Raw genomic sequence first — 26,384 nt, forward strand, 5'->3', positions numbered from 1 at the left:
GCTTGTGAGGGGGAAAACTAGATGTGAAGCAAGCTCGGCGCGGCGCCGAGCAGCTTCCGGGTGTAGTCGTTGCTGGGGTTGTCGAAGACCTGGGCCGCAGTGCCTTGTTCGACGATCTTGCCGAAGTACATGACGCAGATCCGGTCCGAGACGTACCTGACGGTCTGGATGTCGTGCGAGATGAAGACCATACCGAGGTTCAGCTGGGTCTTCAGGTCGGAGAGCAGGTTCAGGACCTGGGCCCGTACCGAAACGTCCAAAGCCGACGTCGGCTCATCCGCCACGATGATGTCCGGGTCCAGCGCCAGTGCGCGGGCGATCGCCACACGCTGCCGCTGGCCGCCGGAAACCTGCGACGGCGTCACTTCGGCCGCCGATTGCGGCAAGCCAACCAGCGCCAACAGTTCCTTGACCTTGGCCAGACGGCTCGCGGCGGTACCGATGCCGTGGACCTGCAGCGGATCGGTGAGGATGTCCTGTATGGTCATGCGCGGGTTCAGCGCCGTTGCCGGATCCTGGAAGACCACGGAGACGGAGCGGCCGAATTCCTTCCGCATGGCGGCGTTCCGCTTGATGGCCGGCTTGCCGTGGAACAGGACCTGGCCCGACGTCGGCGGCTGGAGTCCCACGAGCACTGACGCGAGGGTGGACTTGCCGCAGCCGGACTCGCCAACGATGCCGACGGTCTCGCCGCGGCTGATGCTGAAGTCCACGCCGTCGACGGCCTTGACGATGTTGGGACGGAACAAGCCGCCGGTGCGCGCCCGGTGGTAGACCTTGACGTCCTTGAGTTCAATCACTGGGGTGGCAGTCACTTTGCATCCTCCTTCAGGTGGCTCGCCCAGTAGTGGTCGGCGTCGTCACCGTTCGTCGCAGGGACAGTGGTGAGGACCAGCTTCTGGTTGGGGTCGGCATCGGGCCGCAGCGAGCGTGCCGCGAAGCGGTCTCCCACAGCGAAATCGTGCGGTGAGGGAACCGTGCCGGGGATCTGGTGGAGTCTTGCGGCGTCGGCTTCGATGGAGAGCACAGCGCCCAGCAGGCCGCGGGTGTATTCGTGCTTCGGGTTCTGCAACAGCTCGGAAGCCTGTGCGGATTCGACCACCTGCCCGGCGTACATCACGGTGATCCGGTGCGCGAGGGAAGCAACCAAAGCGAGGTCATGGCTGACGAACACCATGGCGAAACCGAGCTGTTCCCGCAACTCATTGAGCAGGTCCACCACCTGTTTCTGGACGGTGACATCCAGGGCAGTGGTGGGCTCGTCGGCAACCACGATCTTCGGCGAACGGGACAACGCCATGGCAATGAGCACGCGCTGGCGTTGGCCTCCGGAGAGTTCGTGGGGGTAGCTGGCCAGCGTCCGGACGGGGTCCAGCTTGACCATTTCCAACAGCTCCGTGGGGGTCTTGCGGCCGCCACGCTTGGTGAGCTGCTCCAGCTGTTCCTTGATCTTCATGGACGGGTTCAGCGAACTCAACGCGTCCTGGTACACCATGGCGATCTGCTCACCGCGGAGACCAACGTAGGCCTTGGGGTTGCTGTGCTTCGTCTTGGGATCCAACAATTCCTTGCCGTCAAAGACGATGGAGCCAGTCACCTGGGCAGTCTTCGGCAGCAGGCCCATCACGGCAAGGGACGTGATCGACTTACCGCAGCCGGACTCGCCAACCAGGCCCATGGTTTCGCCCTCCCGGACTGTGAAGGACACGTTGTCCACGATCGGGATGTCTCCGAAACGGCCGGGGAAACGGATGGACAAGTTCTTCACTTCAAGGACGTTGCGTGCGTCTGCCGGTACCTGGGGGAGGCGGTCGGTGCGCTTGGCTTCGATCGAGGCAAGGAGTTCCAGTTCGCGGTCCAGGAGGAGGTGCGGGTTGGCTGCGGCGGTGCGCACATCGGTGAGCAGGGCGGACTGGCCGGCCTCGGCAGTGGCACCCAAACCGGAAGCCGCGCGGACGCCGTCGAGCTCGTGTTCCTCAACAACGGAAGGCTGGGCAACTGACGTAGCCACCTCGGTGTCGACGGCCACGGAAGCGGAGGAGCCGTCGTCGTCCTTCACCACCGGAGCCTTGCGAAGCCTGGGGTTGACCATCGCATCGGTGAGGCCCTCGGCGAGGATGTTCAGGGACAGGACGGTCAGCAGGATGGTCAGCCCAGCGAAGGTGGTGGCCCACCAGCCGCCGGACAGGACCAGGTTCCGGCCGTAGGAGATGACGTTGCCCCAGGAGGGAGCGGGATCCTGCACGCCGGCACCCAGGAAGGACAGGGATGCCTCGAGGATGATGGCATCGGCCACCATCACCGTGGCGAACACCAGGACCGGCGCTGCGGTGTTGCGGACGATGTGCTTGACCAGGATGTAGAAACGGCCGGCGCCAATCACACGCTCGGCGCGGACGTAGTCTTCACCGTATTGGGCCAGGACGTTGGCGCGGACCACGCGGGCCAGCTGCGGCGTGTAGATGATGGCGATCGCGATGATGATGGTCGGGACCGAGTTGCCGAAGGCCGCCAGGAGCACGGCGGCCAGCGCGATACCCGGGAACGCCATGAGGATGTCCATGATCCGCATGATGATTTCGTTGACGGACTTGCTCGACGTCGCGGCGAACGAGCCCAAGAGCGCGCCCACCAGGATCGCCAGGCCCACGGCGCCGAGGCCGATCATCAGCGAGGACTGGGCGCCGAACAGGAGCCGGGAGAAAATGTCACGGCCCAGGCGGTCCGTTCCGAAGAAGTGCTCGGCGCCCGGGGGAGTTGCCGGGATGAATGTCTCCAGCGGATCGTGCGGCGCCAGGACGGGCGCCAGGATGGCCGCAAGGACAATGAGGATGAGGAAAGACAGGGCGATGCGGGAGCCCCAGGGCAGGGCCTTGAAACGAAGGCCCGGCGCGCTCAGCCGTTCTGCGAGCTTGCTGCGCATGAGCTATACCGTCCTGATTCGGGGGTTGATGAGCAGGTAAAGAAGGTCCACCACGATGTTCACCAGAACGAAGGTGACCGAGATGGTGAGCACCACGCCCTGGACCAGGTTGACGTCCAGGTTGGTGATGCCGTTGAGGATCAGTTGGCCCATGCCGGGCAGTGCGAAGATCATTTCAATCACGACGGCGCCACCCAGGAGGTAGCCGACGCGGAGTCCCAGCACGGTGACCGGCGTGACGAGCGCGTTGCGGAGGACGTTCTTGGAGACGACCTCGCGGTAGGGGACGCCGTTGCCGATGGCGGTGCGGACGTAGTCGCGGTCGAGTTCTTCAACCATGGACGTCCGGACCACGCGGATCAGGGAGGCGGAGACGGGAATGCCGAGCGCCAAAGCCGGGAGGGCCATCGAGTTGAGCCAACCGCCGAAACCGGATTCCGGCGTCGCGATACCGCCCGAGGGGAACATCGGGTTCTCGCCGAGTGCGAACCACTGGATAAGGAGGATGCCGAGCCAGAATGACGGCGTGGCGATGGCGGCTATCGAGAAGACCCGGACCAGCTGGTCCTGCCACTTGTCGCGATACAGGGCGCCGATGATGCCGAATGCCAAGGAGACGACGATCGCGATCAGCACACCCAGGAATGTCAGCTGAAGAGTGAGCGGAAAGGCCGAGCCGATCATGGAAGCGACGGACTTTGCCGGGGGAGTAGTGACCCCGAGGTCGAACTGCAGGAGTTTGCCGAGGAATCGGAAGTACTGCAGGACCAGGGCATCGTTGAGGCCGTTGTCCTGGCGGTACTGCTGTTTTGCTTCTTCGCTGGCACCGTCACCGAGGGCCGAGCTGGCCTGGTCGCCGGGAGCGGCCTGCAGGACGAGGAAGACGAGCAACGTGATGCCCAGGATCATTAATGGCAATGCTGCAAGTCTGCGGCCGAGCAGACGCAATATCGTGACCAATGTGTTCTCCGGTTGATAGTTGGTTGCGGGGCCTGCTCTGCGCGCCAAGTGGGGGCTTTAGGACGCAAAGCAGGCCCCGCAACGGGTGGGGGACCGCCTAGGCGGTGCGTCCGACGTCGATGAACGACAGGCCGGTGGTCGGCAGCGGCTTGAAGCCGTTGAGCTTCTTCTCATCCCAGGCGCTGGGCAGCTGGCGGTGGAAGACGGGGTACAGCGGGACTTCTTCGGAGACAAGGTCCACGATTTCAGCGACAGTTTTCTTTGCTGCCTCCCCGGAAGCCTGCGACCCCTTGTTCATGAGGTCCTGCAGCTTGGAGCGCTCCGGAGCTGTCCAGAAGGCACGCTTTTCCATCCAAGTGGAGCCCGAGTAGAACCAGCTCAGGAGCAGGTCCGCGTCGTTGCCGAACACGGAAGGGTCCCCTGGGGCGGCGACAACCGAGTAGTCGCCCTTGCCCACGCGGTCGCTGTACAAGGCGCCGGACTGGAGGCTCTTGACGGTGACCTTGACGCCGGGAATCTTGTTCCAGGATTCGAGGATCAGCGGCGCAACGTCCTTGACCCATGCCGTGTCCGTGGTCAGGAGTTCGAATTCGAGGTTGGTCACGCCGGCCTGCTTCAGCAGGTCTTCGGCCTTGGAGGTATCGAAGCCGTAGACATTCTTGGCCTTGACGTAGTCCGGGTGGCCTTCCTGGAAGTAGGAGCTGGCGGCCTTGGCATTGCCGAACAGGGCCTTCTTGATGATGGCTTCCTTGTCCAGGCCGTAGTGCAGGGCCTGCCGAACCAGCTTGTTGTCGAACGGGGCCTTGGCGCAGTTGAACATCAGGAACAGCAGACCGAAGGACTGGACGGACTCAACCTTGACCTTGGACTTCAGTCCGTCGACATCAAGGTAGGGAACGTCCTCGATGGCCTGGACACGGCCGGACTGGACGGCGGTGACGCGGGCTGCGGCGTCTGAAAGGAGCAGCCAGGTCATGCCCTTGGCCAGGGGAGGCTTGGGACCGTTGTAGTCGGCGAACGCCTCGAAGACGATCTTGTCGTCCTTGACGGCGGAGACCAACTTGTAGGGGCCGGAGCCAACGGGCTTGGCGTCGAAGGCCTTGAGGTCGGTGGCGAGAGCCTTGGGGACGATCTTCACTACGGAGATGCGCGGACCGAAGCCGGGGAAGGCGTACTTAAGGGTGAACTCGACTGTCTTGGCATCAACAGGCTTGACGTCCTGGATGAATGGGATGAACTGCGAGAACAGCGACTTGTTGGCCGGGTCCATGACGCGGGTGAAGGAGAATGCCACGTCTTCGGTGGTGACCGGGGTGCCGTCGTGGAACTTGGCGCCGTCGCGGATGGTCACCTGGTACGTGGTGTCGTTGACCTTCTTGGGGTCCGAGGCAGCCAGTGCGTTGTAAGGCTCGCGGGTGGCCGGGTGCAGTTCGATGAGGCCTTCGAAGATGTGCAGGTTGGCCGCCATCGGGGTGGCGCCGGAGGAGCTCAGCGGATCGAATCCCGTGGAGAGCGCGTAGGAAATACCTGCCTCGATGGTGAGGTCCTTGTTCACCGCCGCCGTATTCGTTGCGTTTCCGGTTGTGGTGCTGGCAGCGCCGCCGCACGCAGAAAGAGTTGCCGTGAAGGCGGCTGCTGCACCAACTGCGCCGCTTAGCTTCAGGAAGTTCCGGCGGCTGGCATCGTTGACCAGCGGCAGGCTTTGGATCGTCTTGCTCATAGGGTGCCTCACCAATCGAGTTTCGTGGGTTATCGGATGTAGGACGTCCGATGCTCGTAGTGAAACTGTAAGGGCGGTCACAACGGAACGTCAAGTGAGAAATGGAGCGCCGGGCCGTGCGTGGCTCCGGGAGAGGATGCCGCCTGCCGGGAAATTACGCATATGGCTATGAAGGAGGTGGGACATCCGATATTGTATGTTGCGAGCTACTCGTTCTGCAGCGGGCGCTAAGCTCGCCTCAACATTAACACTGCGCCGCTCCCAATTCCGGGAGCGGTGCACGGCAAGGAGATAGCCATGACAACTTCCGGTGTGGTTCCGCAGGCGCGGTTCAGTGCACAGGCCCGGCTGCGTGCGTTGCAATCGGACATTATGGAACTGATCCTTGAACGGGAACTCGAGGCCGGCGATCCCTTGCCTACGGAGAGTGAGCTGTCAGTAGCTCTCGGAGTTGGACGCAATACGCTCCGCGAGTCCTTGAAGGTGCTCCAGGCCCTGGGCGTTATCGAAATCCGCCACGGGTTCGGCATGTTCGTCGCCCCCAGCAACTTCGATGCACTCGCTGACGGCCTCACCTTCCGCGGCCGGTTGTCGCTCCGCCACCAAGGCCTCGAAGCGCTGCAACTGGTTGACGTGCGCCAAGCCCTTGAGTCCGGACTGATCGGCTCCTCCATCGACGTCATGACACCGGAGCAGTTGTCATCCATCGAAGAATCGGTCAAGCAGATGGAGGAGCTGGCAGCAGCCGGTGAGAACTTCGTGGCCGCCGATGCCGAGTTCCACCGCCGGCTTTTCGAACCCCTCAACAACGAGCTCCTCATTAATCTGATGGGCGTTTTCTGGAAGGTGTACCGGAAGATCCATGTCGAGATCGGCCCCGGCAACGAGGATCTGGTGAAGACCGCAGCGATGCACCGCGACATCTACGCAGCCGTAGCCGCTGGCGACAAGGCCGCTGCCGCCGAACTGCTCAACCGCCACTTCGATGGCATCCGCCGCCGGATCAGCGAGGCCGTCGGCGAGTAGCGCACCCAACGCAAGGGCCGCCGTCGTACTTTAACGAAAAGTACGACGGCGGCCCTTGCGGTTTCTGCCCCCGTCACCCAACTAGGGGACAGTACCGGTTCCACTGAGCGCTCAGAACAGCGTTATCTGTCCCCTACTTGGGTGCGGCGCCGCGCCAGCCCGCCACGAGCACCGAGCGCAGGTAGTCGTACCGGAAATCGTTGATGTTGCCGACGTCCGAGAGGGCCGCGATCCTCTGGGGAAGCGCCGTGCCGGTCAGTGCGCCAACGCCGAACATGTAGGCCCATTCATGGAACCCTTGGGGCTTGTTGGGAAGGGCCTTGCGCATCACCTGGATGAAGTCCCTCGCCATGGGGTCGAAGTATTCGGCCAGGATCCCGCGTTCATGGGCGCCGGGATCGGAGGCCTCGCGGAGAACGAGCCGGGCGAACAGCTTCCCGTCTTCAGTCTCCTGGGCCTTCAGGGTCGGCATGAGGAAAGCGTCCACAATGCGTTCGACGGCGTCACTCGCCGAGGTCTCGACGGCCAGGACTTGACGGCGGCGTTCTTCGTTGAGGTGTTGGTATCGGGCGAAGACCGCCCTGTAGAGCTCAAGCTTGGTAGCGAAGTGGTAGATGACCAGTGGTGCGGTGGTCCCGGTTTCCTCGGCTACCGCCCGCATGGTGGTGGCGTCAAAGCCCCGGTCCGCGAACATCTTCACCGCGACATCAAGGATCTGCTCCCGACGGCGCGTTCCTGCCGTATTCCCCTGCACTTCTGTGGACATGGGTCCCAGCCTATAGCTCCTTGAGCGGCAACCGTTGACACAAACTGAATGGGTGTATAAATTCTATCCCACAAGAAATTGAACAGGTGTCAAAGTTCTGTTTCGTTCCGGGCAACGTCGCCCGCTTCAGAAGGGATTTCCACATGAAACGTGGAACCAAGTGGTTCATCCTCATTGGGTCATTCGTCATCTACCTCTTCGATGCCCTCGAAATCGCTGTGCTGTCCTTCGCGCTCCCAGCCATCAGCAAGGACTTGGCGCTCACACCGCTGGCAGGTGGGTTGCTGGCCACCGCGACGCTGCTGGGCATGGGCTGCTCCAGTGTGATCACGGGATGGCTGGCCGATAACCGCGGGCGACGGATCGCGCTCATCGTGTCCATGGTGGTGTTCGTCGTCCTGACCTCCGCCCTGTTTATCGTGCCGAACTATGGCATTTTCGTGGCCCTCCGCTTCCTGGCGGGCATTGGCCTTGGGGGAGTCTGGTCGGTCCTGTCCACCTACATCGTCGAAACCTGGCCGGCACAGCAGCGCGGGCGGGCCGTCGCTTTCGTGCTTGCCGCGTACCCGCTGGGTGGTGCGGGCGCAGCCCTTATCGCCGGCGTCTTCATGCCTGACTGGCGGATGCTCTTCCTGGTCACGGGCTTGTCCGCGCTCGTGCCTCTGCTCATGGTGGTGTTCTTCTTCCCGGAATCCAAGGCATGGCTGGAAGAGCGCGCGGGGCAGCAGACGCCGACTGTCACCGTAAGGGAGCTGTTCACCGGCAGCTACCGCCGTCGCACGATCGTCGCCACGCTGGTCGCAGTCTGCGCCTTCGTTGGTTTTTATGGGGCTTCAACCTGGATGCCCAGCTACCTCGCTAGTGAGCGAGGCCTTGATCCCCGGCAGGTCAGCCTCTTCATGACTATCCTCAACCTCGGCATGTTCGCCGGGTACATCGTGTTTGGCTGGATCGCAGACAGGATCGGCCGCCGCAACGCCATCATGCTCTCCTTGGCCGGCACCGGTTTGTTGATCCCGCTGTATGGGCTGGTCACCAACCATGCAGTCTTGTTGTGGATGGGGCCGTTGTACGCCTTCTTCATGACGTTCGCCGGCCTGTTCGGCTCCTACCTCGGGGAACTGTACCCCACCAGAATCCGCACAACCGGGGCGGGTTTTTGCTTCAACATCGGCCGGGGCGTTGCGGCTTTCGCGCCCCTGGCCATGGGCGGAATCGCCGCCTCCTGGGGATTCTCATCCGGGCTCATCCTCTCCGGCGCAGTTTTCCTTGCAGGCGGCGCCCTCATGCTCTTCCTGCCCCACACCCACCGCGGCTCCTCCGCGGACAATCCGGCAATCGAGCCCAACCTTCAGAAAGAATCCATCAACAATGCCTGACCTTATAGACCTGTCCGTCAGCCTCCGCGGGGGAATAGCCTCGGATCCGCCGGGTATGACGCCGGAGATCGAATACTTCACCCATAGGGAAACTGCCAAAGACCTGGTGTCCTATTTTCCCGGTATGACTGAAGGGGATCTGCCAGGAGAGGAGGGCTGGGCCATTGAGCGCATCAATGCCACCACCCATACCGGTACACATCTGGATGCTCCGTATCACTATGCCTCCACCATGGACGGTGGAGCGCGCGCCATCACCATTGACGAAGTTCCGCTGGAATGGTGCTTTGGGCGCGGAGTGAAACTGGACTTCCGCCACTTCGAGGACGGCTACGTTGCCACCGCCGCCGACGTTGAGGCTGAATTGTCGCGCGTGGGGCACCAGCTCGAGCCGGGAGACATTGTGGTGGTCAACACCGCGGCCGGAACCCGGTACGGCTTCGACGACTATCTCAGCAAAGGCTGCGGGATGGGACGCGAAGCTACCCTCTACCTCACCAGCCGCGGCGTCCGCGTCACCGGCACCGACGCCTGGAGTTGGGACGCCCCCTTCATCCACACGGCCAAGCGCTACGTGGAAACCGGCGACAGCTCGCTGATCTGGGAAGGCCATAAAGCCGGAAGGGAGATCGGTTACTGCCACATCGAGAAACTGCACAACCTTGAGGCGTTGCCGGCCACGGGGTTCCGGATCTCGTGTTTCCCTGTGAAAATCCATGGAGCCTCCGCCGGGTGGACCCGTGCGGTGGCGATTCTGGATGAGGGGGCGGGTGAATGAAATTCTTCCGGTTAATGCTCGACGGCGTTCCCCGCCTTGGGCTGGCCAGCGCGGATTTGCTCTCTGGCCGGCTTTATCCGGAAGGGGTGGATGCGTTCGAGGTGATTTCCCATCCGGGGATCGCAGCCGATGGTGACTGTGTGGACTTTGCCGGAGCCGAGCTGCTGCCGCCCATTGACGTGGCCACCATCCGTGACTTCATCACTTTCGAGCAGCACACGGAGGGCGCCTTGCGCTCAGTAGCTCCGGAGAAGGGTGTCCCGGACGCCTGGTACCAGGCGCCGTCGTTCTATTTCACCAATCCGCACGCGGCGATAGGCCATAACGCGACTGTTCCCATGGCGCCGGGCTCCCGGCAATTCGACTTTGAGTTGGAAGTTGCGGCAGTCATAGGTGCTGATGGGTTCAACCTCTCTGTGGGGGAGGCGGGGGACCATATCGCCGGCTACATGATCCTCAATGACTGGTCGGCCCGGGATCTGCAGCGTGGAGAAATGACCGTTGGCTTGGGACCAGCCAAAGGTAAGGACACGGCGACATCTTTAGGGCCATTGTTCGTGACCAAAGACGAGCTGGAGGACGTAACCTCGGACGGGTTCCTGGATCTGTCCATGAGCGTCTCTGTGAACGGCAAGGTCCTAGCCACGGATTCACTCGTCAACATGGCATGGAATTTTGCCGAGCTGGTGTCCTATGCCAGCAGGGGAACCTGGGTTCGGCGCGGGGACATCCTGGGGTCCGGAACCAGCGGCGGGGGGTGCCTTGCCGAGTTCTGGGGTTGGTATGGAGCCGAGGCTCCGCCGGCGCTGGAGCGCGACGACGTTGTGAGCCTGACGGTGGAACGGCTCGGAACGCTGACCAACCTTGTGGGCGGCGCTGCCCCGGTGCACGAAATTCCAAGAGCCCGGAGACGTTCCTACGTCCCGCCGATTCCGTTCGCCCCGGGCATTTAACCCCACTCCCACCCAACTAGGGGACAGCACCTGTCCTACTGAGCGCTCATAGGACCCTGTTCTGTCCCCTGGTTGGTTTGGGGGAAACAAAAGACCCGCACCGGCGAACCGGTGCGGGTCTTGATCTGTGCGCCCAAAGGGATTCGAACCCCTGACCTTCTGTTCCGTAGACAGACGCTCTATCCAGCTGAGCTATGGGCGCATTTCGTGTGATTCTCGGCGGTCTGTTTCTCTGACCCCCTCGAACCTCAATAAACTTTACAGAAGTTCATGTGAAGTTCCAAATCGAAAAGCTGTAATCTGCGCAACTAGACCGGTCTACGTGACCTTAGTCACTTAAATTCGCCACTCGGAAAACGCGAACCTTGAATTCTAGGGGTTTTTGCGTTTCGAGCTGCTGGATGTCCGATGTCTGACAGCGGAATGGTCTGGTCCGCGACCCCTATCGTTTAGGACACACCACTGAACCCGAGGAAGGGAACCGCAATGGGCGATCTGGCGCGACTGCCGCTGCTTGAGAAGGCACCTACTACGCATGCACGCCTGCTGGCCTGGGTTGAGGAAGTTGCCGAGCTGACTCAGCCGGACCGCATCCACTGGGTTGATGGCAGCGAAGCAGAAAACACGAAGCTCACCGACGAACTCGTCGAGGCCGGAACGCTGAAGCGACTGAACCCGGAAACCTTCCCCAATTCCTTCGCGGCATTCTCCGACCCCGCTGACGTCGCCCGTGTGGAAGAGCAGACCTTCATCTGCTCCGAGAACGAACGCGATGCAGGCTTCACCAACAACTGGATGGCTCCGGCCGAGATGAAGCAGAAGCTGCGCGGACTCTTCGCCGGTTCCATGCGTGGCCGCACCATGTACGTCATCCCGTTCGTCATGGGCCACCTCGATGCAGAAGACCCCAAGTTCGGCGTTGAGATCACCGACTCCGCCTATGTCGTAGCCTCCATGCGCATCATGGCCCGCATCGGCACGGACGTCCTGGACCGCATCACCCAGACCGATGCCTTCTTCGTTCCCGCCCTCCACTCGCTGGGCGCGCCGCTGGAAGCCGGCCAGGCCGACGTCGCATGGCCTTGCAACCCGGACAAGTGGATCGTCCACTTCCCGGAAGAGCGCTCCATCTGGTCCTTCGGATCCGGCTACGGCGGCAACGCCCTGCTGGGCAAGAAGTGCTACGCGCTGCGCATCGCCTCCGTCATGGCGCGTGATGAGGGCTGGCTCGCCGAGCACATGCTCATCCTGAAGCTGACCTCCCCGGAGCAGAAGACCTACTACGTCTCGGCTGCGTTCCCGTCCGCCTGCGGCAAGACCAACCTGGCCCTGCTCGACCCCACCATCAAGGGCTGGAAGGTCGAGACTCTTGGCGACGACATCACCTGGATGCGCTTCGGCAAGGAGGGCGAGCTTCGTGCCGTCAACCCCGAGGCCGGCCTGTTCGGCGTCGCACCTGGTACGGGCTGGGGCACCAACCCCAACGCCATGCGTGCCATCGCCAAGGGCAACAGCATCTTCACTAACGTGGCACTGACCGACGACGGTGGCGTCTGGTGGGAAGGCATGACGGAGGAAACTCCGGCGCACCTGACCGACTGGCGCGGCGAGTCCTGGACTTCGGACTCCGATACGCCTGCAGCCCACCCGAACTCCCGCTTCTGCACACCGATCGACCAGATCGACATGCTGGCCGAGGAATACTTCAGCCCCGAGGGTGTGGAGCTGTCCGCAATCCTGTTCGGCGGCCGCCGCAAGACCACCATTCCGCTGGTCACCGAAGCCCGCAGCTGGTCCAACGGCATTTTCATGGGTTCCACGCTGTCCTCGGAAACCACGGCTGCGGCTGCCGGCGCTGTCGGCGTTGTCCGCCGCGACCCGATGGCCATGCTGCCGTTCATCGGCTACGACGCAGGTGATTACCTGAACCACTGGGTCAACCTGTCTGCCAAGGGAAATCCGGAGCGCCTGCCGAAGATCTTCCTGGTCAACTGGTTCCGCCGCACCGCCGAGGGTGGCTTCGCCTGGCCTGGATTCGGTGACAACGCCCGTGTGCTCAAGTGGGCCATCGAGCGCCTTGAAGGCAAGGCAGACGCAGTGGAGACTCCGATCGGTTTCGTCCCGACCGGTGAGTCGATCGATCTCGAAGGCCTGGACATGACCCCGGCCGAGGTTGAGTCCGCTGTTCGCGTCGACGCCGACGAGTGGGCCACTGAACTGGCCTCGATCGAGGAATGGTTCGCCAACTTCGGTGGATCACTCCCGGCTGCGCTGCAGTCCGAACTGGACGGTCTGAAGACCCGTCTGGGCTGAACCCCTTAGGAACAACGGCGTTCTTAAGTGCACGACGGCGGCCCGTCACCTTTCGCTTCGAAGGTGACGGGCCGCCGTCGTCCTGGAGCGCTAGGGCGCGACGCTCATCCGGATCTCGGGCCGAAGCCCGATTGATTCGAACACCGGGTCCATTTGCCGGGCGTGGGGGAGTGATGAGATCACGATGCCGTCCAGCTCGCGGTAGAAGGCCTCCCTGGCGCGGGTCATGGCGTGACGGAGTGCGCACTCGGTGATCAGGGGGCAGACCTTGGCGGGCGACTGGCACTCGGCCGGGTCTTGGCGACTGTCCAGGTGACGCAAGACCTGTCCGACCGTGGCTTCCCGTCCTGCGTCGTTCAGTCGGGATCCGCCGAGCCGACCCCGTTCGACGTTTATAAGTCCCAACGCGCGCAGGCGGACCATTGCCTTGCTGACGTGGTTGTAGGGAGTTCCCACGGCATCTGCCACCGCCTGCGTGGTCAGCAACGCACCCTCAGGAGCCGCGGCCAACACCATGAGGGATCGAAGGCTCACATCTGCGAAGGCGTTGATTTTCATGGCATCAGTCCAGGTGCTCGGTCTAGTCCACCCAGATGGATGGCTCGTGGGTATCCGGTTCCATGGGGGCGAAGTCGAATCCGTCTGTGCCGGGCACATAGGGGATGATGGCGGCCAGGACAGCCCCTTCACGGTGTTCGGCCGCGCCATGAATGCCGTCGGAGCCGTGTTCCGGCAAGCTGACATCGCTGACGATGGCTATCGCCCGGTATTCGTCGCGGCCCTGGCGAAGCAGCTCGTGGAGGTCGGACAGCATTTGTCCGGCGTCCACCTGCCCATCCTCGTCAGGTTCACCCGGCGTGACCATGACAATCCGTAGTTCGCCATCGTTGGCCAGCGTGATGCCGAAGGGAAAGAAGCCACCGTTCTGCTGAAGATGCTCCTGCGCGGTTCCAAGACCTGTGCCCAGAGTCTCCCGCAGTTCGCGATCCTCAGCAGACTCTTCCGGGACGGCGCTGGCGCTGGACATTTGATCACTCATGCTGACCACACGCGTGCTTCAGTGGGAAGTACTGCCGAATCTCCGAAGACGACGGCGTTGGATTGCCCGTCAATTTCGTAGGGCTTCAGGATGTGCATCGAAAGCCCTTCGGCATGTTCAATGTGCAACCTGACCGCGTCCACAGCACCGCCGTTTTCAGTCCGGAGGCGAACGTCGGCCAGGATGCAGGTTCCGCGCAGTGCCTCCCGGTCCTTACGGAAGCCTTCGGTCATCATCTGGACGGATTCCGCAGAGTCGATTTCGCCGTCCTCGTTGGCCTCTTGGTAGGCCATGTGATGCCCCAGTTCGCCAGCAAGATCCGTGGTGATGCCGTACGGGGCCAAAACGCCGTTCCTGCCCAGCTGATCCTGGGCAAAAGGAACAGCCGCTCCCACGAGCTTGAAGACGTCCTGGATTGCCTGCTCGGAGAGGCCTTCGTGCCACCATTCCTCCCCCGGGGCGGGGGCGCCGCCAGTCCATACATGGGCTTCCTGATCCTCGGTCCGGGGTTCACCGAAGGTGGGGTGCTTCAGGAACTTCTTCCTGGTGAAGTCCACACGGATGAGCTGGCTGATCCCACTCCGGTGCTCCGCCCACAGGTGGAGCGTGTCCTCGGTCTTGCCGGATTGCGGATCAAAAACAGCCACCATCGCGATGAGGTTTTCGGCATGGCCGGAGAAGAGATCGATGGTCAGCTTCACGGCCAAGACAGGGTCCGGGGGCAGGGTCCCCTGGATTTCCCGGGGGACCTCGCCGCGGTGGATGGCGCCTTCCGAGTCGAGCATGAAAACGAACGGAGTGAAGCTCTTGTTAAGGACCAACTGGGCGTCAGCCAATTTAAGGGCCTCCGCCACGACAGCTGCCAGTTCGGATTCGGGGGAGGTCCGTGCCTCGAGCGGAAGCTGCGTCATGGGTGTAAGCCTAACCCCGTACGAGAGCCAGAACGCGGTCGCGGATCTTTTCCATGGTGGGCTGATCCTTGGCCTCGGCGTTCAACCGCAGGAAGGGCTCGGTGTTGGAAGGCCGCAGGTTAAACCACCAGCTGCCGTCCTTTGCCGTGAAAGTGCTGCCATCCATGTGGTCGATATCGATGTCCTCGGTTTCAAAGTCCACGCGCACGCGCTCCACGGCGCCCGCTTTGTCCTCGATTTCGGAGTTGATCTCACCGGAGGAGACGTACGGTTCATACTGGCGGCCGAGTTCCGAGAGCGGGCCGTCCTGCTCACCGAGGGCGGCAAGGACATGCATGGCTGCCAGCATTCCGGTGTCAGCGTTCCAGAAGTCCCGGAAGTAGAAGTGTGCGGAGTGCTCTCCGCCGAAGACTGCGCCCTCCTCAGCCATGACTGCCTTGATGAACGAGTGTCCCACGCGCGTGCGGACGGCTCGGCCGCCGTCGTTGGCCACAAGTTCCGGGACCGCTTTGGAAGTCAGGAGGTTGTGGATGATGACGGGGGTTTCTTCGCCGGACTGCCGGGCCCGGGCGATCTCACGTCGGGCAACCATGCCCGTAATGGCCGACGGGGAGACAGGCTGGCCCTTTTCGTCAATGACGAAGCAGCGGTCCGCGTCGCCGTCGAAGGCGAGGCCGATATCCGCGCCATGCTTGACTACAGCTGCCTGCAAGTCGCGAAGGTTTTCCGGTTCCAGCGGGTTTGCCGGGTGGTTCGGGAAGGAGCCGTCCAGCTCAAAGTAGAGCGGGATGATTTCGAAGGGCAGCGCAGGGAGCAACTTGTCGCCCAGGACGGCCGGAGTAGTCAGGCCGGCCATGCCGTTGCCGGCGTCAACCACGATCTTCAGCGGTCGGGAACCGGAGAGGTCCACCAGTTTGCGCAGGTACTCGGAGTAGTCCTTCAACACATCGTGGACCCCGATTTCGCCGCGGGTTGCCGTGGACGGAATGGAGCCGTCGTTCAGGTACTGCTCTGCAAGTGCCTGGATTTCCTTGAGGCCGCTTTCGGACGAGATCGGCTGGGCGCCCGCTTTGGCCATCTTGATGCCGTTGTATTCGGCTGGATTGTGGCTCGCGGTGAACGTGGCACCGGCGGCGTTCAGGGCGCCACAAGCGTAGTAGAGCTCGTCGGTGGAGATCAGGTCAAGGAGCTGAACGTTGGCACCACGGGTTGCCGCACCGTTGGCGAAGGCCTGGCTGAACTCAGGTGACGAAGGGCGCATATCGCCGCCCACGAGGACAGTTTCTCCCTCAAGACCAAGGACGTCGATGAAGGCTGCGCCGACGGCCTCGACGATTTCAGCCGTGATGGACTCACCGACGATGCCCCGGACGTCGTACGCCTTGAAGGATGCCGAGAGGTCGAATGTCTTGTTCTGCTCGCTAGTCACGGGGTCAATCCTACTGTGGCTACCCATCAGGGCATGAACCCGCGGATGCGCTATGTGGATAGTTGTTATCGGCACGCTGTTATCCACATAACGGAGTCTTCCCGTTATTGCTGTCAGGGGTGGCTGGAATACTGGGGTCATGGCCAACAACTCCCCAAACACTGCCGCTCCCGTGCAATCAGCAACCCAGCAGGAAGCCCTGGCATGCCTTCGTGAACTCGTTGGCCACCCGGAAGCCCAGTTCCACGACGGCCAGTTTGAGGCGATCGAAGCGCTGGTGGATGCGGGCCGCAGGGCGCTCGTTGTCCAACGCACCGGCTGGGGAAAATCAGCCGTCTACTTCGTTTCATCATTGCTCCTGCGCCGCAGGGGAGCCGGGCCCACGCTGATTGTTTCGCCGTTGCTGGCCCTCATGCGTGACCAAGTCGCCGCAGCGGCACGTGCAGGCGTCCGGGCCGTGGCCATCAACTCCGCGAACGCCCTCGAATGGGACACCGTCCTGGCTCAGCTGGCCGCGGACGATGTCGATGTCCTCCTCGTGTCGCCGGAGCGGCTGACAAACCCTTCGTTCAGGGAGAACCAGCTGCCCGAACTCATCCGGCGGACAGGGCTGCTGGTGATTGATGAAGCCCACTGTATTTCCGACTGGGGGCACGACTTCCGCCCCGACTACCGCCGTATCTCGGACCTCATAGCGCAGTTGCCGGAGACTGTACCCGTCCTGGCGACGACGGCAACGGCCAACTCCCGGGTGGTCCACGATATTGAGGAGCAGCTTGGCTCCGGTGTGCTGACCATCCGCGGGGGCTTGGGGAGGGAGTCCCTGCGCCTTGGTGTGCTCAACCTTTCCGACTCCAGGGACCGCCTCGGCTGGCTGCTGACCCACTTGACCGGCCTGCCAGGGAGCGGCATCATCTACACGCTTACGGTCTCTGCGGCCGAAGACACCGCTCGGCTCCTTGCCGAGGCCGGACACAATGTCCTGTCCTACACAGGGAGGACGGACCCCGCGGACCGGGAGCGGGCAGAGCAACTGCTTAAGGACAACCAGGTGAAAGCCCTTGTGGCCACCTCTGCCCTGGGTATGGGATTCGACAAACCGGACCTGGGTTTCGTGATTCACCTCGGCGCACCGTCGTCGCCCGTGGCTTACTACCAACAAGTTGGCCGTGCCGGACGTGGCGCGGCCAATGCAGATGTCCTCCTGCTTCCCGGCTCGGAGGACCGCGAGATCTGGCAATACTTTGCCACTGCATCCATGCCCTCCCAGGAAAAGGCAGCAGCCGTACTTGGCGTTCTCGGTGATGCTGACTCGGCCATGTCCACTGTGGCGCTGGAGGCCCGCGTGGACCTGCGCCGCACGCCTTTGGAATTGCTCCTGAAGGTTTTGGCTGTGGACGGAGCCGTCGAACGCGTAGGCGGAGGCTGGAGGTCAACCGGGCGGCCGTGGCACTACGATGCCGAACGCTACGCCCGCATTGCCGAAGCCCGAGTGGACGAGCAGGATTCCATGGTGGTCTACCAAGACACCGCGGGATGCCGGATGGAGTACATCACGTCTGTCCTCGATGATGAGACCGCTGCCCCTTGCGGACGCTGCGACAACTGTGCGGGCCGATGGTTCCCCGTAGACGTAGCGGAATCGGCTGCGGATGCAGCGGGGCAGACGCTCCGCCGGGCAGGCATCGCAGTGGAACCGCGGCTCCAATGGCCCAGTGGAATGGACCGGCTTGGCGTTGCAGTGAAGGGAAAGATCAAGCCGGACGAAAGCATCGCGGAAGGACGCGTGCTCGCCAGGCTGACAGACCTGGGCTGGGGTGGTGCCTTGCGTGAACTGTTCGCAGCAGGCGCACCGGACCGCGTGGTCGATCCGGCGATGATGCAAGCCTGCGTCCAGGTACTGCGGGAGTGGTCCGGGGCCGAGGGCGGAACCCCCTGGAGCGGAGCAGGCAGGCCTGCCGCTGTCATCAGTATTCCCTCGCGCAGCAAACCTCAATTGGTTGACTCGTTGGCTCAGGGAATTGCCGGGATTGGCAGGATGCCGTACTTGGGCCAGCTCCAGGTGGCTCACGGAGGACCCACCGGGTCGCGAGGAGGCAACAGCGCCTACAGGCTCGCCGGGGTGTGGGAACGGCTGGTTGTTGGGCCGGATCTTGCCCAGGCATTGTCGGGGATTGGGAGCCAGCCTGTGCTGTTGGTGGATGATCTGGTCGATAGCCGCTGGACCATGACGGTGTCCGCGCGGGCGCTGCGGCAGGCAGGTGTTGCAGCGGTACTCCCTCTCGCGCTGGCTCAGGCGGGGTAGACCGCTGCCCCAAGCGGGATGGACAAGGTAGGAAAGCGTCATTTTGTGATCGCTCCCACATCAGGTCTATAGGATCGAGGAAACACCCTGCTGCCCAGTCGCTGACCCCAGCCGGTGAGCGCAGCCCGAACCTGGACCGGAGCCATGACCACAAGACCCAGTGCCGACGTCACCGAGGCCAGCCCAACCAGCTGGCGGCCGCGCTTGGCCCTGCTGGTGGCAGCAACATTCTTCATGGAGTTCCTGGACGGGACCATCCTGACCACGGCCATCCCAAGCATCGCCTCCGACTTCCGTGTTGCTCCGGCGGACATCAACATCACCATGACGGCATACTTGGTCACGGTCGCGATGGGAATCCCGCTGAGCAGTTGGCTGGCTGAGCGTTTCGGCGCCCGGAGGATCTTCTGCCTGGCTATTTCGGTGTTCACCATCGCGTCCCTGCTCTGCGCAGTAAGCACCGACCTGACCATGCTCACCCTGAGCCGGGTGGCCCAGGGGATGGGTGGGGCCATGATGGTCCCCGTGGGAACCCTGGTGGTCCTTCGCGGTACACCCAAGTCCGAGCTCCTCCGTGCCACTGCCTATCTGGTGTGGCCGGGCCTGCTCGCCCCGGTGTTGGCTCCGATGGTTGGAGGTGCCCTCACCACCTTCCTCTCGTGGCACTGGATCTTCATCATCAACGTCCCCCTGGGCCTGGCGGCATTCATCGCGGCCCTCAGGCTGGTTCCGCGGACACAGTTTGACGGCAAGCGCCGCCTCGACTGGTTTGGCCTCCTGCTGACCACGTTGGGCGTGGGAGCGTTGGTGGTTGGTCTCGAAACCCTGGGCGGCCACGCCTCCAACCTTCTGGCCGTCCTGGTGGTCGTAGCCGGTGTGCTCTCACTGGCCGGGGCAGTTTTCTGGATGAGGAAAGCCAAAGTGCCGCTGTTCAATTTCAGCGTCTTTGGCACCAAGACCTTCCGGGCCACCTCCACCGGCGGGTTTATCTATCGGCTGACCATCAGTTCCGTGCCATTCCTGCTGCCCCTGATGTTCCAGGACGGCTTCGGATGGGATCCCCTCAAAGCCGGCGTCATGGTCGCAGCAGTGTTCGTGGGCAACATCGGCATCAAGCCCGCCACCACGCCGCTTATCAGACGCTTTGGTTTCAAAGCAGTCCTGGTGTTCGCTTCCTTCGCGTCAGCTGTGACGTTCGCTCTGTGTGCTTTCCTCAGCCCACAAACGCCCGAACCCCTGATCTTTGCCTTGCTGCTGTTCAGCGGCGCTTTCCGCTCCATCGGATTCTCCGCGTACGCGTCAGTGCAGTATGCAGATATCGTTCCGCGACAGCTGCCTTCCGCCAATGCGATCTCGGCCACGCTCGTTCAGCTTGCAGCCGCGGCCGGAATCGCCGTCGGGGCCTTGTTCCTGCGCCTGTTCGACACGACACACCTGTTCGGCGCTGACCACGCAGGGGCTTACAAAGGGGCGTTCATCGCCATGGCTGTCCTGATGCTGATCAGCACCGTGGACAGCCTGACATTGCACCGTCACGCGGGAGCGGAAGTCAGCGGACTAGCGGCCGGGACCCGAACCTAAAGCACACGCGAGCCGGGGGCGCTGAACACCCGAGCCCCCGGACGCCGAAGGCCCAAGCCGCTCAAACGCAAAAGGTCCCGGTTCGAAAACCGGGACCAATTCGCGGAGACGGGGGGATTTGAACCCCCGGTCGAGTTTAACCCCGACCCTTCATTAGCAGTGAAGTCCATTCGGCCGCTCTGGCACGTCTCCATCCGCTATTGCTAGCCCACCAAGGATACGCAGAAGGTGTCGTCCAGTGCAAAACAGCCGTGCAATCCAGTGTCAGCGTCCTGGAAGGGGTCACTTGCTCCCGGCCAGTGCGAGCCACAGGAAGTGGTTGCTCCGGGCTTGGAGCGCTGCAGCCTGCCTGTTGTCGGAAGCTCCGGCGTGCCCACCTTCCAACGCCTCGTGGAACCACACGTTCGGGATGCCCATGGCATGCATCCGGGCCGCCATTTTCCGGGCTTGGACAGGACCTACCCGGTCGTCGGAGGTCGCGGTCCAGATGAAGGTCTCCGGGTACTCGATGCCATCGTGCAATAGGTGGTAGGGCGAGAAGGTCCGGATGAATTCCCATTGCTCCGGGACATCCGGGTCACCGTATTCGGCGATCCAGGAGTAGCCGGCCGAAAGCTTGGTGTAGCGGCGCATGTCCAGGAGGGGTACGCCGCAGGAGACCGCGCCAAAAAGTTCCGGGTATTGGGTCAGCATGTTGCCCACCAGGAGGCCTCCGTTGGAACCGCCCACGCAGCCTAGCCGGCGCCGGCTGGTGACGCCGCGGGAGATCAGGTCCTTCGCTACGGCGGCGAAGTCCTCGTAGGCGCGGTGCCGGTTCTCCTGAAGCGCGGCGCGGTGCCATGAAGGACCGTACTCGCCGCCGCCGCGGATGTTGGCCACCACGTAGACGCCGCCGCGGGAGTGGGCGGCAGCCCCGACGTCGGACGTTGTGCGGCGCTCCAGCCAGGCCCGTCCGATGGTTCCGCTGTACGCCGGAGTCCGGGAAACCTCGAAGCCGCCGTAGCCGGAGAGCTGGGTGGGGTTCTCGCCGTCGAGCACCAGGTCCTTGGAAGCCACTTGGAAATACGGGACCTTGGTCCCATCCAAGGAGGTGGCGAAGTGCTGCTGGACTTCGTAGTCGGCTTCGTTGAAGAACGACGGCGACCGCTTCACCACCGCGTGCTCACTCGCCACGGAGCCGGCATCCCCCGCGGATGGTGAAGCGCCAAGCGTGCCCCGGGTGAGGGTGGTGGGCGTCGTGAAACCGGTGGCCACCAACCAGAAGTCATTCCCGGCGCCGGAGTCAGAGGTGTCTTCATCGTCCACGGCGTAGGCGTTGACATCATGCAGGGGAGGGCAGGCATCCAGGATGGTGGAAGCCCACCTCCCGTCGCTGTCCACAGACGATGGGTCCAGCACGCGGATCTCCGAGGAGACATCCCGGAGCAGGTTCAGCAGCAGGTAGTCCTTGGTCCAGCTCCAGGACTGCAGGGACGTGTGCGCATCCGGGGTGAACAGAACCAGCAGGGCGCGCGAACCGGCAAGGTAGCTTTCGAAGTCGGCGGCCAGCAGGGAGCCCGCCGGGTACACCACGCCATCCACCTCCCAGTCACCCTGGGGCCGGAAGAGCAGCCAATCGCGGTGGGCGCTAAGGTTCACATCGGTGGGAACGTCGATGGGCACCCATGAGTCGTCCCGGAGCAACCATGTGCTGCGGTTGTAGAAGTCGATGTGGTCGACTGCGAAGGTCCGCTCGTAGCCGGGAGTGGAGTCGTGCGCCACCATGGCCAGCATGTGGTTTTCGGGGATTTCGAAGAGGCGTTCAGCGTCCGCAAGCGATTGACCGCGGCGAAGCTTGACGCCGGTGCGTGCATAAGAGGAGGACGTCGCGGGCAGGCCTTCCGCGGTGCTGGACACCAGGAGCGTGTCGGCATCCAGCCAGCTGACATTCCCCTTCGCGGTGGGGATGTCGAAGCCGCCTGCCGCGGGGTCCACAAAGGTGCGGGATTCGACGTCGAACTCCCGGTGCCGGTCGGCGTCGCCGCCGTCGGGGGAGAGCGAAACCATGGCAAGGCGGTACTGGGATCCGTCGGCAGGGCGAAGGAAACCGGCCCCGTGGAAGACCCATTCGACCCCTTCCGCGGACGCCAAGGCGTCGACGTCGAGCAGCACATCCCACTCAGGTTCATCACTGAGGTAGCTTTCCCAGGTGGTGCGGCGCCACAGTCCCTTGGGGTGCTCCTTGTCCTTCCAAAAGTTGTAGTAGAAATCGCCGCGTTTGTTGACCATGGCGATCCGGTCTGTGGAGTCCATGACTTCCAAAATGCCGGACTGGAGCACCGCATAATCGGCGTCTTCCAGCAGTTCTTCGGTGCGGGCGTTCTGCTCCCGGACCCACGCGAGCTGCTCTTCGCCGTGGATGTCCTCCAGCCAGGCGTTCTCATCCGTGGGTTCAGGCGCGGGCGCGGCGCCATTCTCTGACAATGGCGAGGAATCAGCTGCTGTGGTGGTCATCGCCCCATCCAAGCAACACAGTTCGAGGGTAGGCAAGTCACGCAGAGTTAGGCTTGAGCGTGGCTAAATCGCAAACCAACCGTGTTGCCCTACTGGGGGCCGGCCCTCGGGGCACCAGTGTCCTTGAGCGGTTGCTCGCGAACTGGGCTGCCGGGGACACGCAGGGAGCCACCCTCCACATACATGTCGTGGATCCGTTTCCTGCCGGTTCCGGGCACGTGTGGCAGCCCGGCCAGTCCCGCCTGTACTTGATGAATACGCAAGCGTTCTATCCCACCTTGATCCCCGAGGATCCCCAGCTCGCAACCCCGCTGACGGGTGGATCCTTCGACCAGTGGCGAGAGGCCCGACGTCGTGATGGTGCGGGACTGGACGACGCCGAAAAAGCCGAGCTGGCCACCCTGGAATCCCACGACTTCCCCAGCCGCGCCCTGTACGGGCGCTATCTGCGCCAGACCCTGGAGGGGCTGCTGGACCGGCTGCCCGACGGCGTCGAGGTCACCTTCCATGAAACGCTCGCCGTTGCTGCGCGTCCGGTTGACGGGAAGTTCGACGTCGAACTTGCCGACGGCACGACGCTCACCGTCGGTTCGGTGGTCTTGGCGTTGGGGCACATCGAGTCGCGGCTCAACCCGGAGCAGAGGTCATTCAAGCGTGCGGCCGACGAGTTGGGCTTGGCGTATTTCCCGCCGGCACCGCCCGCGGATGTGGATTGGCAGGCGGTTCCGGACAGCCAACCCGTTCTTGTCCGAGGCATGGGCTTGAACTTCTTCGACGTGATGGGCCAACTGACGGAGGGCCGCGGAGGCAAGTTTGTCGAGGCAGGCGTGCCCGGAGCCGGTGTCCTGGAGTACCGGCCATCGGGCCGTGAACCCAGGATTTTCGCTGCCTCCCGCCGGGGTACGCCGTACCGGGCCAAGGCAGGGCTGGATGGCTACTACCCACGCAGCATCACCATGCGGTACCTGACGGAAGACGCGGTTGACCGATTCCGGGCAGCAGGCATCCAGCCTGGTTTCGACCACGATCTCTGGCCTTTGCTGCACCGGGATGCCTTGTGGGCCTACTACTCAACGCTGGCCCGGTCCCAGCCCGCCGCGATCAAGGATCCGGCACAGTTTCTGGCCGATCTGCAGGACGCGCTGCGACCGCATGCACACACCACGGCGCACTGGGAAAGCGACGTGGAGAACCTCGTTGAGAAGCACGTGATTGCTTCCAGACGTTTGAATCTTCGTGGTCTCGCGGCGCCGTTGGCGGGACGGACGTTCACCTCACGGCGTGACCTGGACGCCGCGATCACCGCCTACTTGGACGACGACGCCCGACGCTCTTCGCTGGGCGAAGCGGACCCCGTAAAAATGGCCATCGGCGCACTCCACACCGGCCGGGCGATCCTCAAGACTGTTGTGGCCGACGGCGGCATCACGGACGAGTCCTGGTTGGCCGGTCTGCGCGGCTGGTTCGAATCGTTTGTCGAAGGACTGGCCAGCGGGCCGCCCGCGCTCCGCTCGGAGCAGCTCGCCGCCTTGGCGCGTGCCGGCGTCGTAAGTTTTGTTGGACCTGACCCCAAGTTCAGTGTCGATCGCAGCGCCAAGGTGTTCAGGGCGGCTTCGCCGTGGGTTCACGACGGGCCCGTGGAGGCGGAGACCCTCATTGAGGCGATGTCGCCGGCGAACAGGGTCGGCATCAATATCTCCCCGCTGCTGGAGCAACTCATGGCTGATGGCTTGGTGCGGACCAAGATCATGATGAGCGTCGAGGGCACACCCATGCAGACCACCGGCCTTGACGTTGAACCGCACCCCTACCGCCCCCTCGCGGCCAACGGATCTGTTACGGAAAACATGTACGTGCTTGGGCTGCAGTTGTCTGCGTCGCAGTGGGGCAATGCCATCGCCGCGGAGGCCCGTCCCCGCACCGGCCCCGCCTATGCCAGCGGGCAACGGACCCTGCGCGACGCCGATGAGATCGCCCGCAGCATTCTGGGACTCTAGAGCCCCCGGGTTGCGCCGCCAGCCAGCCTTCGCTACTGTGTGAGCTGCATCACCCGTTGGGTGTGCGCGCTTTTGATCTGCGGCGGGAGAGCCCTGCCGGTACATTTCGTCAGGCGCCGTAGGAGCAAACCCTCCCCAGGAATCTCTCAGGCCCATGTACCGCCGCGGCGAGGCAACTCTGGAAAGCAGTCCGGCCACCGGACTCACCGAAGGTGCAAGCAGGCCCATGCCTGCGGAAACTCTCAGGTCTACCTACAGAGCGGGGAGGAACCCGAATCAATGCGGCACCACAGTGCCGCCTGAACGACGGAGTTCCTTTGACGATTCATCCCACCACCGGCAACGACTCACCGCATCTCGAACGCCAACTCAGCAACCGCCACATCCAGCTCATCGCCATCGGCGGTGCCATTGGAACCGGCCTCTTCATGGGCTCGGGCAAGACCATTTCCGCAGCTGGCCCCTCCGTAATTTTCGTGTACATGATCATCGGCTTCATGCTGTTCTTCGTCATGCGCGCCATGGGCGAACTGCTCCTGAGCAACCTGAATTACAAGTCCTTCAGCGACTTCGCCGCCGACCTCCTGGGTCCCTGGGCCGGCTTCTTCACCGGTTGGACCTACTGGTTCTGCTGGGTCATCACGGGTATCGCCGATGTCATTGCAATTGCCGGGTACTCGGAGGAGTTGTGGCCCGGATTGCCGTTGTGGATCCCAGGCCTGATCACCATCGGCATCCTGCTGCTCCTGAACCTGGCAACCGTGAAGGCCTTCGGCGAGACCGAATTCTGGTTCGCGCTCATCAAGATCGTCGCCATCGCCGCCCTCATCATTGTGGGACTGTTCATGATCCTCAGCGGCTTCCAGTCCGACGCCGGACCGGCCAGTTTCACCAACCTGTGGAGCCACGGCGGTTTCTTCCCCAACGAGTTCATGGGCTTCGTTGCCGGTTTCCAGATCGCGGTGTTCGCGTTCGTGGGCATCGAGCTGGTGGGTACCACTGCGGCTGAGGCCAAGGACCCGGAGAAGAACCTGCCCAAGGCCATCAACTCCATCCCCATCCGCGTGCTGCTTTTCTACGTAGGTGCGCTCATCATCCTCATGTCCGTCACCCCGTGGACCCAGTTCGCCGCGGGCCACAGCCCCTTCATTGCCATGTTCTCCCTGGCAGGCCTCGGCGCCGCCGCCACGATCGTGAATCTGGTGGTGTTGACCTCCGCCATGTCCTCGGCCAACTCCGGCATCTACTCCACCTCCCGCATGGTGTTCGGCCTCGCCCAGGAGGGCGACGCGCCAGCCGTCTTCAGTGCGTTGTCCGGACGCAAAGTACCCCGCAACGCCCTGTTCCTTTCCTGCGTCCTGCTGCTGTCCGGCGTCGTCCTCATGTACGCCGGACAGGACGTCGGCAAGGCATTCGATATGGTCACCACCGTTTCGGCTGTCTGTTTCGTGTTCGTGTGGTCGATCATCCTGGCCAGCTACCTGGCCTTCAGGAAGCGCCGTCCCCACCTGCACGATTCCTCGGCTTTCAAGATGCCGGGCGGGGTGGTGATGGTGTGGGTGGTGTTCGCCTTCTTCGCATTCATCCTCTGGGCGCTGACCACCCAGCCGGACACGCTCATGGCGCTGCTGGTCACTCCGGTGTGGTTCCTCGCCCTTGGCGTGGCCTGGGCTGTCCTTCGCAAACGGCCCACCCGCCTGGCCCGTTACGAGCACTTCAAGGCTGAGCTGCAGAAGGACGCTGAGCGGGTGAACGAACCCGAATCCGTCCGCAACTAGGCACGTCAAAGCAAAGAGCCAGGCTCCTCGATG

Annotated in this window: 19 protein-coding genes, 2 tRNA genes and 1 riboswitch; of the genes, 9 read left to right on the forward strand and 12 right to left on the reverse strand. The window is 63.1% G+C overall.

Going from position 1 to position 26,384, the window contains the following annotated elements:
• Positions 1–17: 17 nt before the first annotated feature.
• The 4 genes from ACFVSI_RS08635 to ACFVSI_RS08650 form a co-directional block, all read right to left on the reverse strand.
• Complete coding sequence (locus ACFVSI_RS08635; protein WP_387821970.1) at positions 18–815, reverse strand: ATP-binding cassette domain-containing protein; 798 nt, start codon at positions 813–815, stop codon at positions 18–20.
• Positions 812–2,923 carry a dipeptide/oligopeptide/nickel ABC transporter permease/ATP-binding protein gene (locus ACFVSI_RS08640; RefSeq protein WP_387821973.1) on the reverse strand — a complete coding sequence of 704 codons (2,112 nt, stop codon included), beginning with the start codon at positions 2,921–2,923 and terminating at the stop codon, positions 812–814. Before ACFVSI_RS08640 ends, ACFVSI_RS08635 begins: the two co-directional genes overlap by 4 nt.
• Before the next feature lie 3 nt (positions 2,924–2,926).
• Complete coding sequence (locus tag ACFVSI_RS08645) at positions 2,927–3,883, reverse strand: ABC transporter permease (protein WP_387821975.1); 957 nt, start codon at positions 3,881–3,883, stop codon at positions 2,927–2,929.
• Between the two features lie 97 nt (positions 3,884–3,980).
• The gene (locus tag ACFVSI_RS08650) at positions 3,981–5,603 is read right to left on the reverse strand and encodes an ABC transporter substrate-binding protein (protein ID WP_387821978.1); all 1,623 of its coding nucleotides are present in this window, start codon (positions 5,601–5,603) and stop codon (positions 3,981–3,983) included.
• Between the two features lie 297 nt (positions 5,604–5,900).
• Here ACFVSI_RS08650 and ACFVSI_RS08655 point away from each other — a divergent pair, with 297 nt between their 5' ends.
• On the forward strand, positions 5,901–6,629 hold the full coding sequence (locus tag ACFVSI_RS08655) for a FadR/GntR family transcriptional regulator (RefSeq protein ID WP_274261623.1): 729 nt from the start codon (positions 5,901–5,903) through the stop codon (positions 6,627–6,629).
• A gap of 133 nt (positions 6,630–6,762) precedes the next feature.
• On the opposite strand, the gene ACFVSI_RS08660 is transcribed toward ACFVSI_RS08655, so the two are convergent.
• Positions 6,763–7,395 carry a TetR/AcrR family transcriptional regulator gene (locus ACFVSI_RS08660; RefSeq protein ID WP_387821981.1) on the reverse strand — a complete coding sequence of 211 codons (633 nt, stop codon included), beginning with the start codon at positions 7,393–7,395 and terminating at the stop codon, positions 6,763–6,765.
• A gap of 143 nt (positions 7,396–7,538) precedes the next feature.
• Here ACFVSI_RS08660 and ACFVSI_RS08665 point away from each other — a divergent pair, with 143 nt between their 5' ends.
• Genes ACFVSI_RS08665 through ACFVSI_RS08675 form a run of 3 tightly spaced genes read left to right on the forward strand, consistent with a single transcriptional unit; the run spans position 7,539 to position 10,505 of the window.
• Positions 7,539–8,774 (forward strand): MFS transporter, encoded by a 1,236-nt coding sequence (locus ACFVSI_RS08665; protein WP_387821983.1) that lies wholly within the window; start codon positions 7,539–7,541, stop codon positions 8,772–8,774.
• Entirely contained in the window at positions 8,767–9,552 is a 786-nt protein-coding gene (locus ACFVSI_RS08670; RefSeq protein ID WP_387821986.1) for a cyclase family protein, read from the forward strand. Before ACFVSI_RS08665 ends, ACFVSI_RS08670 begins: the two co-directional genes overlap by 8 nt.
• A complete protein-coding gene (locus ACFVSI_RS08675; protein ID WP_387821989.1) occupies positions 9,549–10,505 on the forward strand; it encodes a fumarylacetoacetate hydrolase family protein in 957 nt (318 codons plus the stop codon). The genes ACFVSI_RS08670 and ACFVSI_RS08675 overlap by 4 nt, the downstream gene beginning before the upstream one ends.
• 128 nt (positions 10,506–10,633) lie before the next feature.
• Here ACFVSI_RS08675 and ACFVSI_RS08680 read toward each other — a convergent pair.
• Positions 10,634–10,707: transfer RNA gene (locus ACFVSI_RS08680), tRNA-Arg, on the reverse strand.
• Positions 10,708–10,991: 284 nt separating this feature from the next.
• Between ACFVSI_RS08680 and ACFVSI_RS08685 the strand changes: the two genes are divergently transcribed.
• Positions 10,992–12,818, forward strand: coding sequence for a phosphoenolpyruvate carboxykinase (GTP) (locus ACFVSI_RS08685; protein WP_387821992.1), 1,827 nt, complete (start codon positions 10,992–10,994; stop codon positions 12,816–12,818).
• Positions 12,819–12,908: 90 nt separating this feature from the next.
• Here ACFVSI_RS08685 and ACFVSI_RS08690 read toward each other — a convergent pair whose 3' ends face one another.
• Genes ACFVSI_RS08690 through ACFVSI_RS08705 form a run of 4 tightly spaced genes read right to left on the reverse strand, consistent with a single transcriptional unit; the run spans position 12,909 to position 16,197 of the window.
• Positions 12,909–13,376: an RrF2 family transcriptional regulator gene (locus ACFVSI_RS08690; protein ID WP_387821995.1), complete on the reverse strand. Its 468-nt coding sequence runs from the start codon at positions 13,374–13,376 to the stop codon at positions 12,909–12,911.
• Positions 13,377–13,398: 22 nt separating this feature from the next.
• On the reverse strand, positions 13,399–13,845 hold the full coding sequence (locus tag ACFVSI_RS08695; RefSeq protein ID WP_387821997.1) for a hypothetical protein: 447 nt from the start codon (positions 13,843–13,845) through the stop codon (positions 13,399–13,401).
• Between the two features lie 8 nt (positions 13,846–13,853).
• Positions 13,854–14,768, reverse strand: a complete 915-nt coding sequence (locus ACFVSI_RS08700; RefSeq protein WP_387822000.1) for a hypothetical protein — start codon at positions 14,766–14,768, stop codon at positions 13,854–13,856.
• Positions 14,769–14,778: 10 nt separating this feature from the next.
• The gene (locus ACFVSI_RS08705) at positions 14,779–16,197 is read right to left on the reverse strand and encodes a phosphomannomutase/phosphoglucomutase (RefSeq protein WP_387822002.1); all 1,419 of its coding nucleotides are present in this window, start codon (positions 16,195–16,197) and stop codon (positions 14,779–14,781) included.
• A gap of 139 nt (positions 16,198–16,336) precedes the next feature.
• Between ACFVSI_RS08705 and ACFVSI_RS08710 the strand changes: the two genes are divergently transcribed.
• Complete coding sequence (locus ACFVSI_RS08710; protein WP_387822005.1) at positions 16,337–18,502, forward strand: RecQ family ATP-dependent DNA helicase; 2,166 nt, start codon at positions 16,337–16,339, stop codon at positions 18,500–18,502.
• 144 nt (positions 18,503–18,646) lie between these two features.
• Positions 18,647–20,083, forward strand: a complete 1,437-nt coding sequence (locus ACFVSI_RS08715; protein ID WP_387822008.1) for an MFS transporter — start codon at positions 18,647–18,649, stop codon at positions 20,081–20,083.
• 103 nt (positions 20,084–20,186) lie between these two features.
• Here the strand turns inward: ACFVSI_RS08715 and ACFVSI_RS08720 are convergent.
• Both ACFVSI_RS08720 and ACFVSI_RS08725 read right to left on the reverse strand, forming a co-directional pair.
• A tRNA-Ser gene (locus tag ACFVSI_RS08720) sits at positions 20,187–20,275 on the reverse strand.
• A 90-nt stretch (positions 20,276–20,365) separates the two neighbouring features.
• The gene (locus ACFVSI_RS08725; RefSeq protein WP_387822010.1) at positions 20,366–22,576 is read right to left on the reverse strand and encodes a prolyl oligopeptidase family protein; all 2,211 of its coding nucleotides are present in this window, start codon (positions 22,574–22,576) and stop codon (positions 20,366–20,368) included.
• A 59-nt stretch (positions 22,577–22,635) separates the two neighbouring features.
• Between ACFVSI_RS08725 and ACFVSI_RS08730 the strand changes: the two genes are divergently transcribed.
• Both ACFVSI_RS08730 and cycA read left to right on the forward strand, forming a co-directional pair.
• A complete protein-coding gene (locus tag ACFVSI_RS08730) occupies positions 22,636–24,573 on the forward strand; it encodes an FAD/NAD(P)-binding protein (protein WP_387822012.1) in 1,938 nt (645 codons plus the stop codon).
• 73 nt (positions 24,574–24,646) lie between these two features.
• Positions 24,647–24,745, forward strand: a riboswitch (glycine riboswitch).
• A 145-nt stretch (positions 24,746–24,890) separates the two neighbouring features.
• Positions 24,891–26,351 carry a D-serine/D-alanine/glycine transporter gene (cycA, locus tag ACFVSI_RS08735; RefSeq protein ID WP_387822014.1) on the forward strand — a complete coding sequence of 487 codons (1,461 nt, stop codon included), beginning with the start codon at positions 24,891–24,893 and terminating at the stop codon, positions 26,349–26,351.
• Positions 26,352–26,384: the final 33 nt, after the last annotated feature.

This window comes from Paenarthrobacter sp. NPDC057981 (assembly GCF_042886835.1).
In the GTDB taxonomy this organism is placed as follows: Bacteria; Actinomycetota; Actinomycetes; order Actinomycetales; family Micrococcaceae; genus Arthrobacter.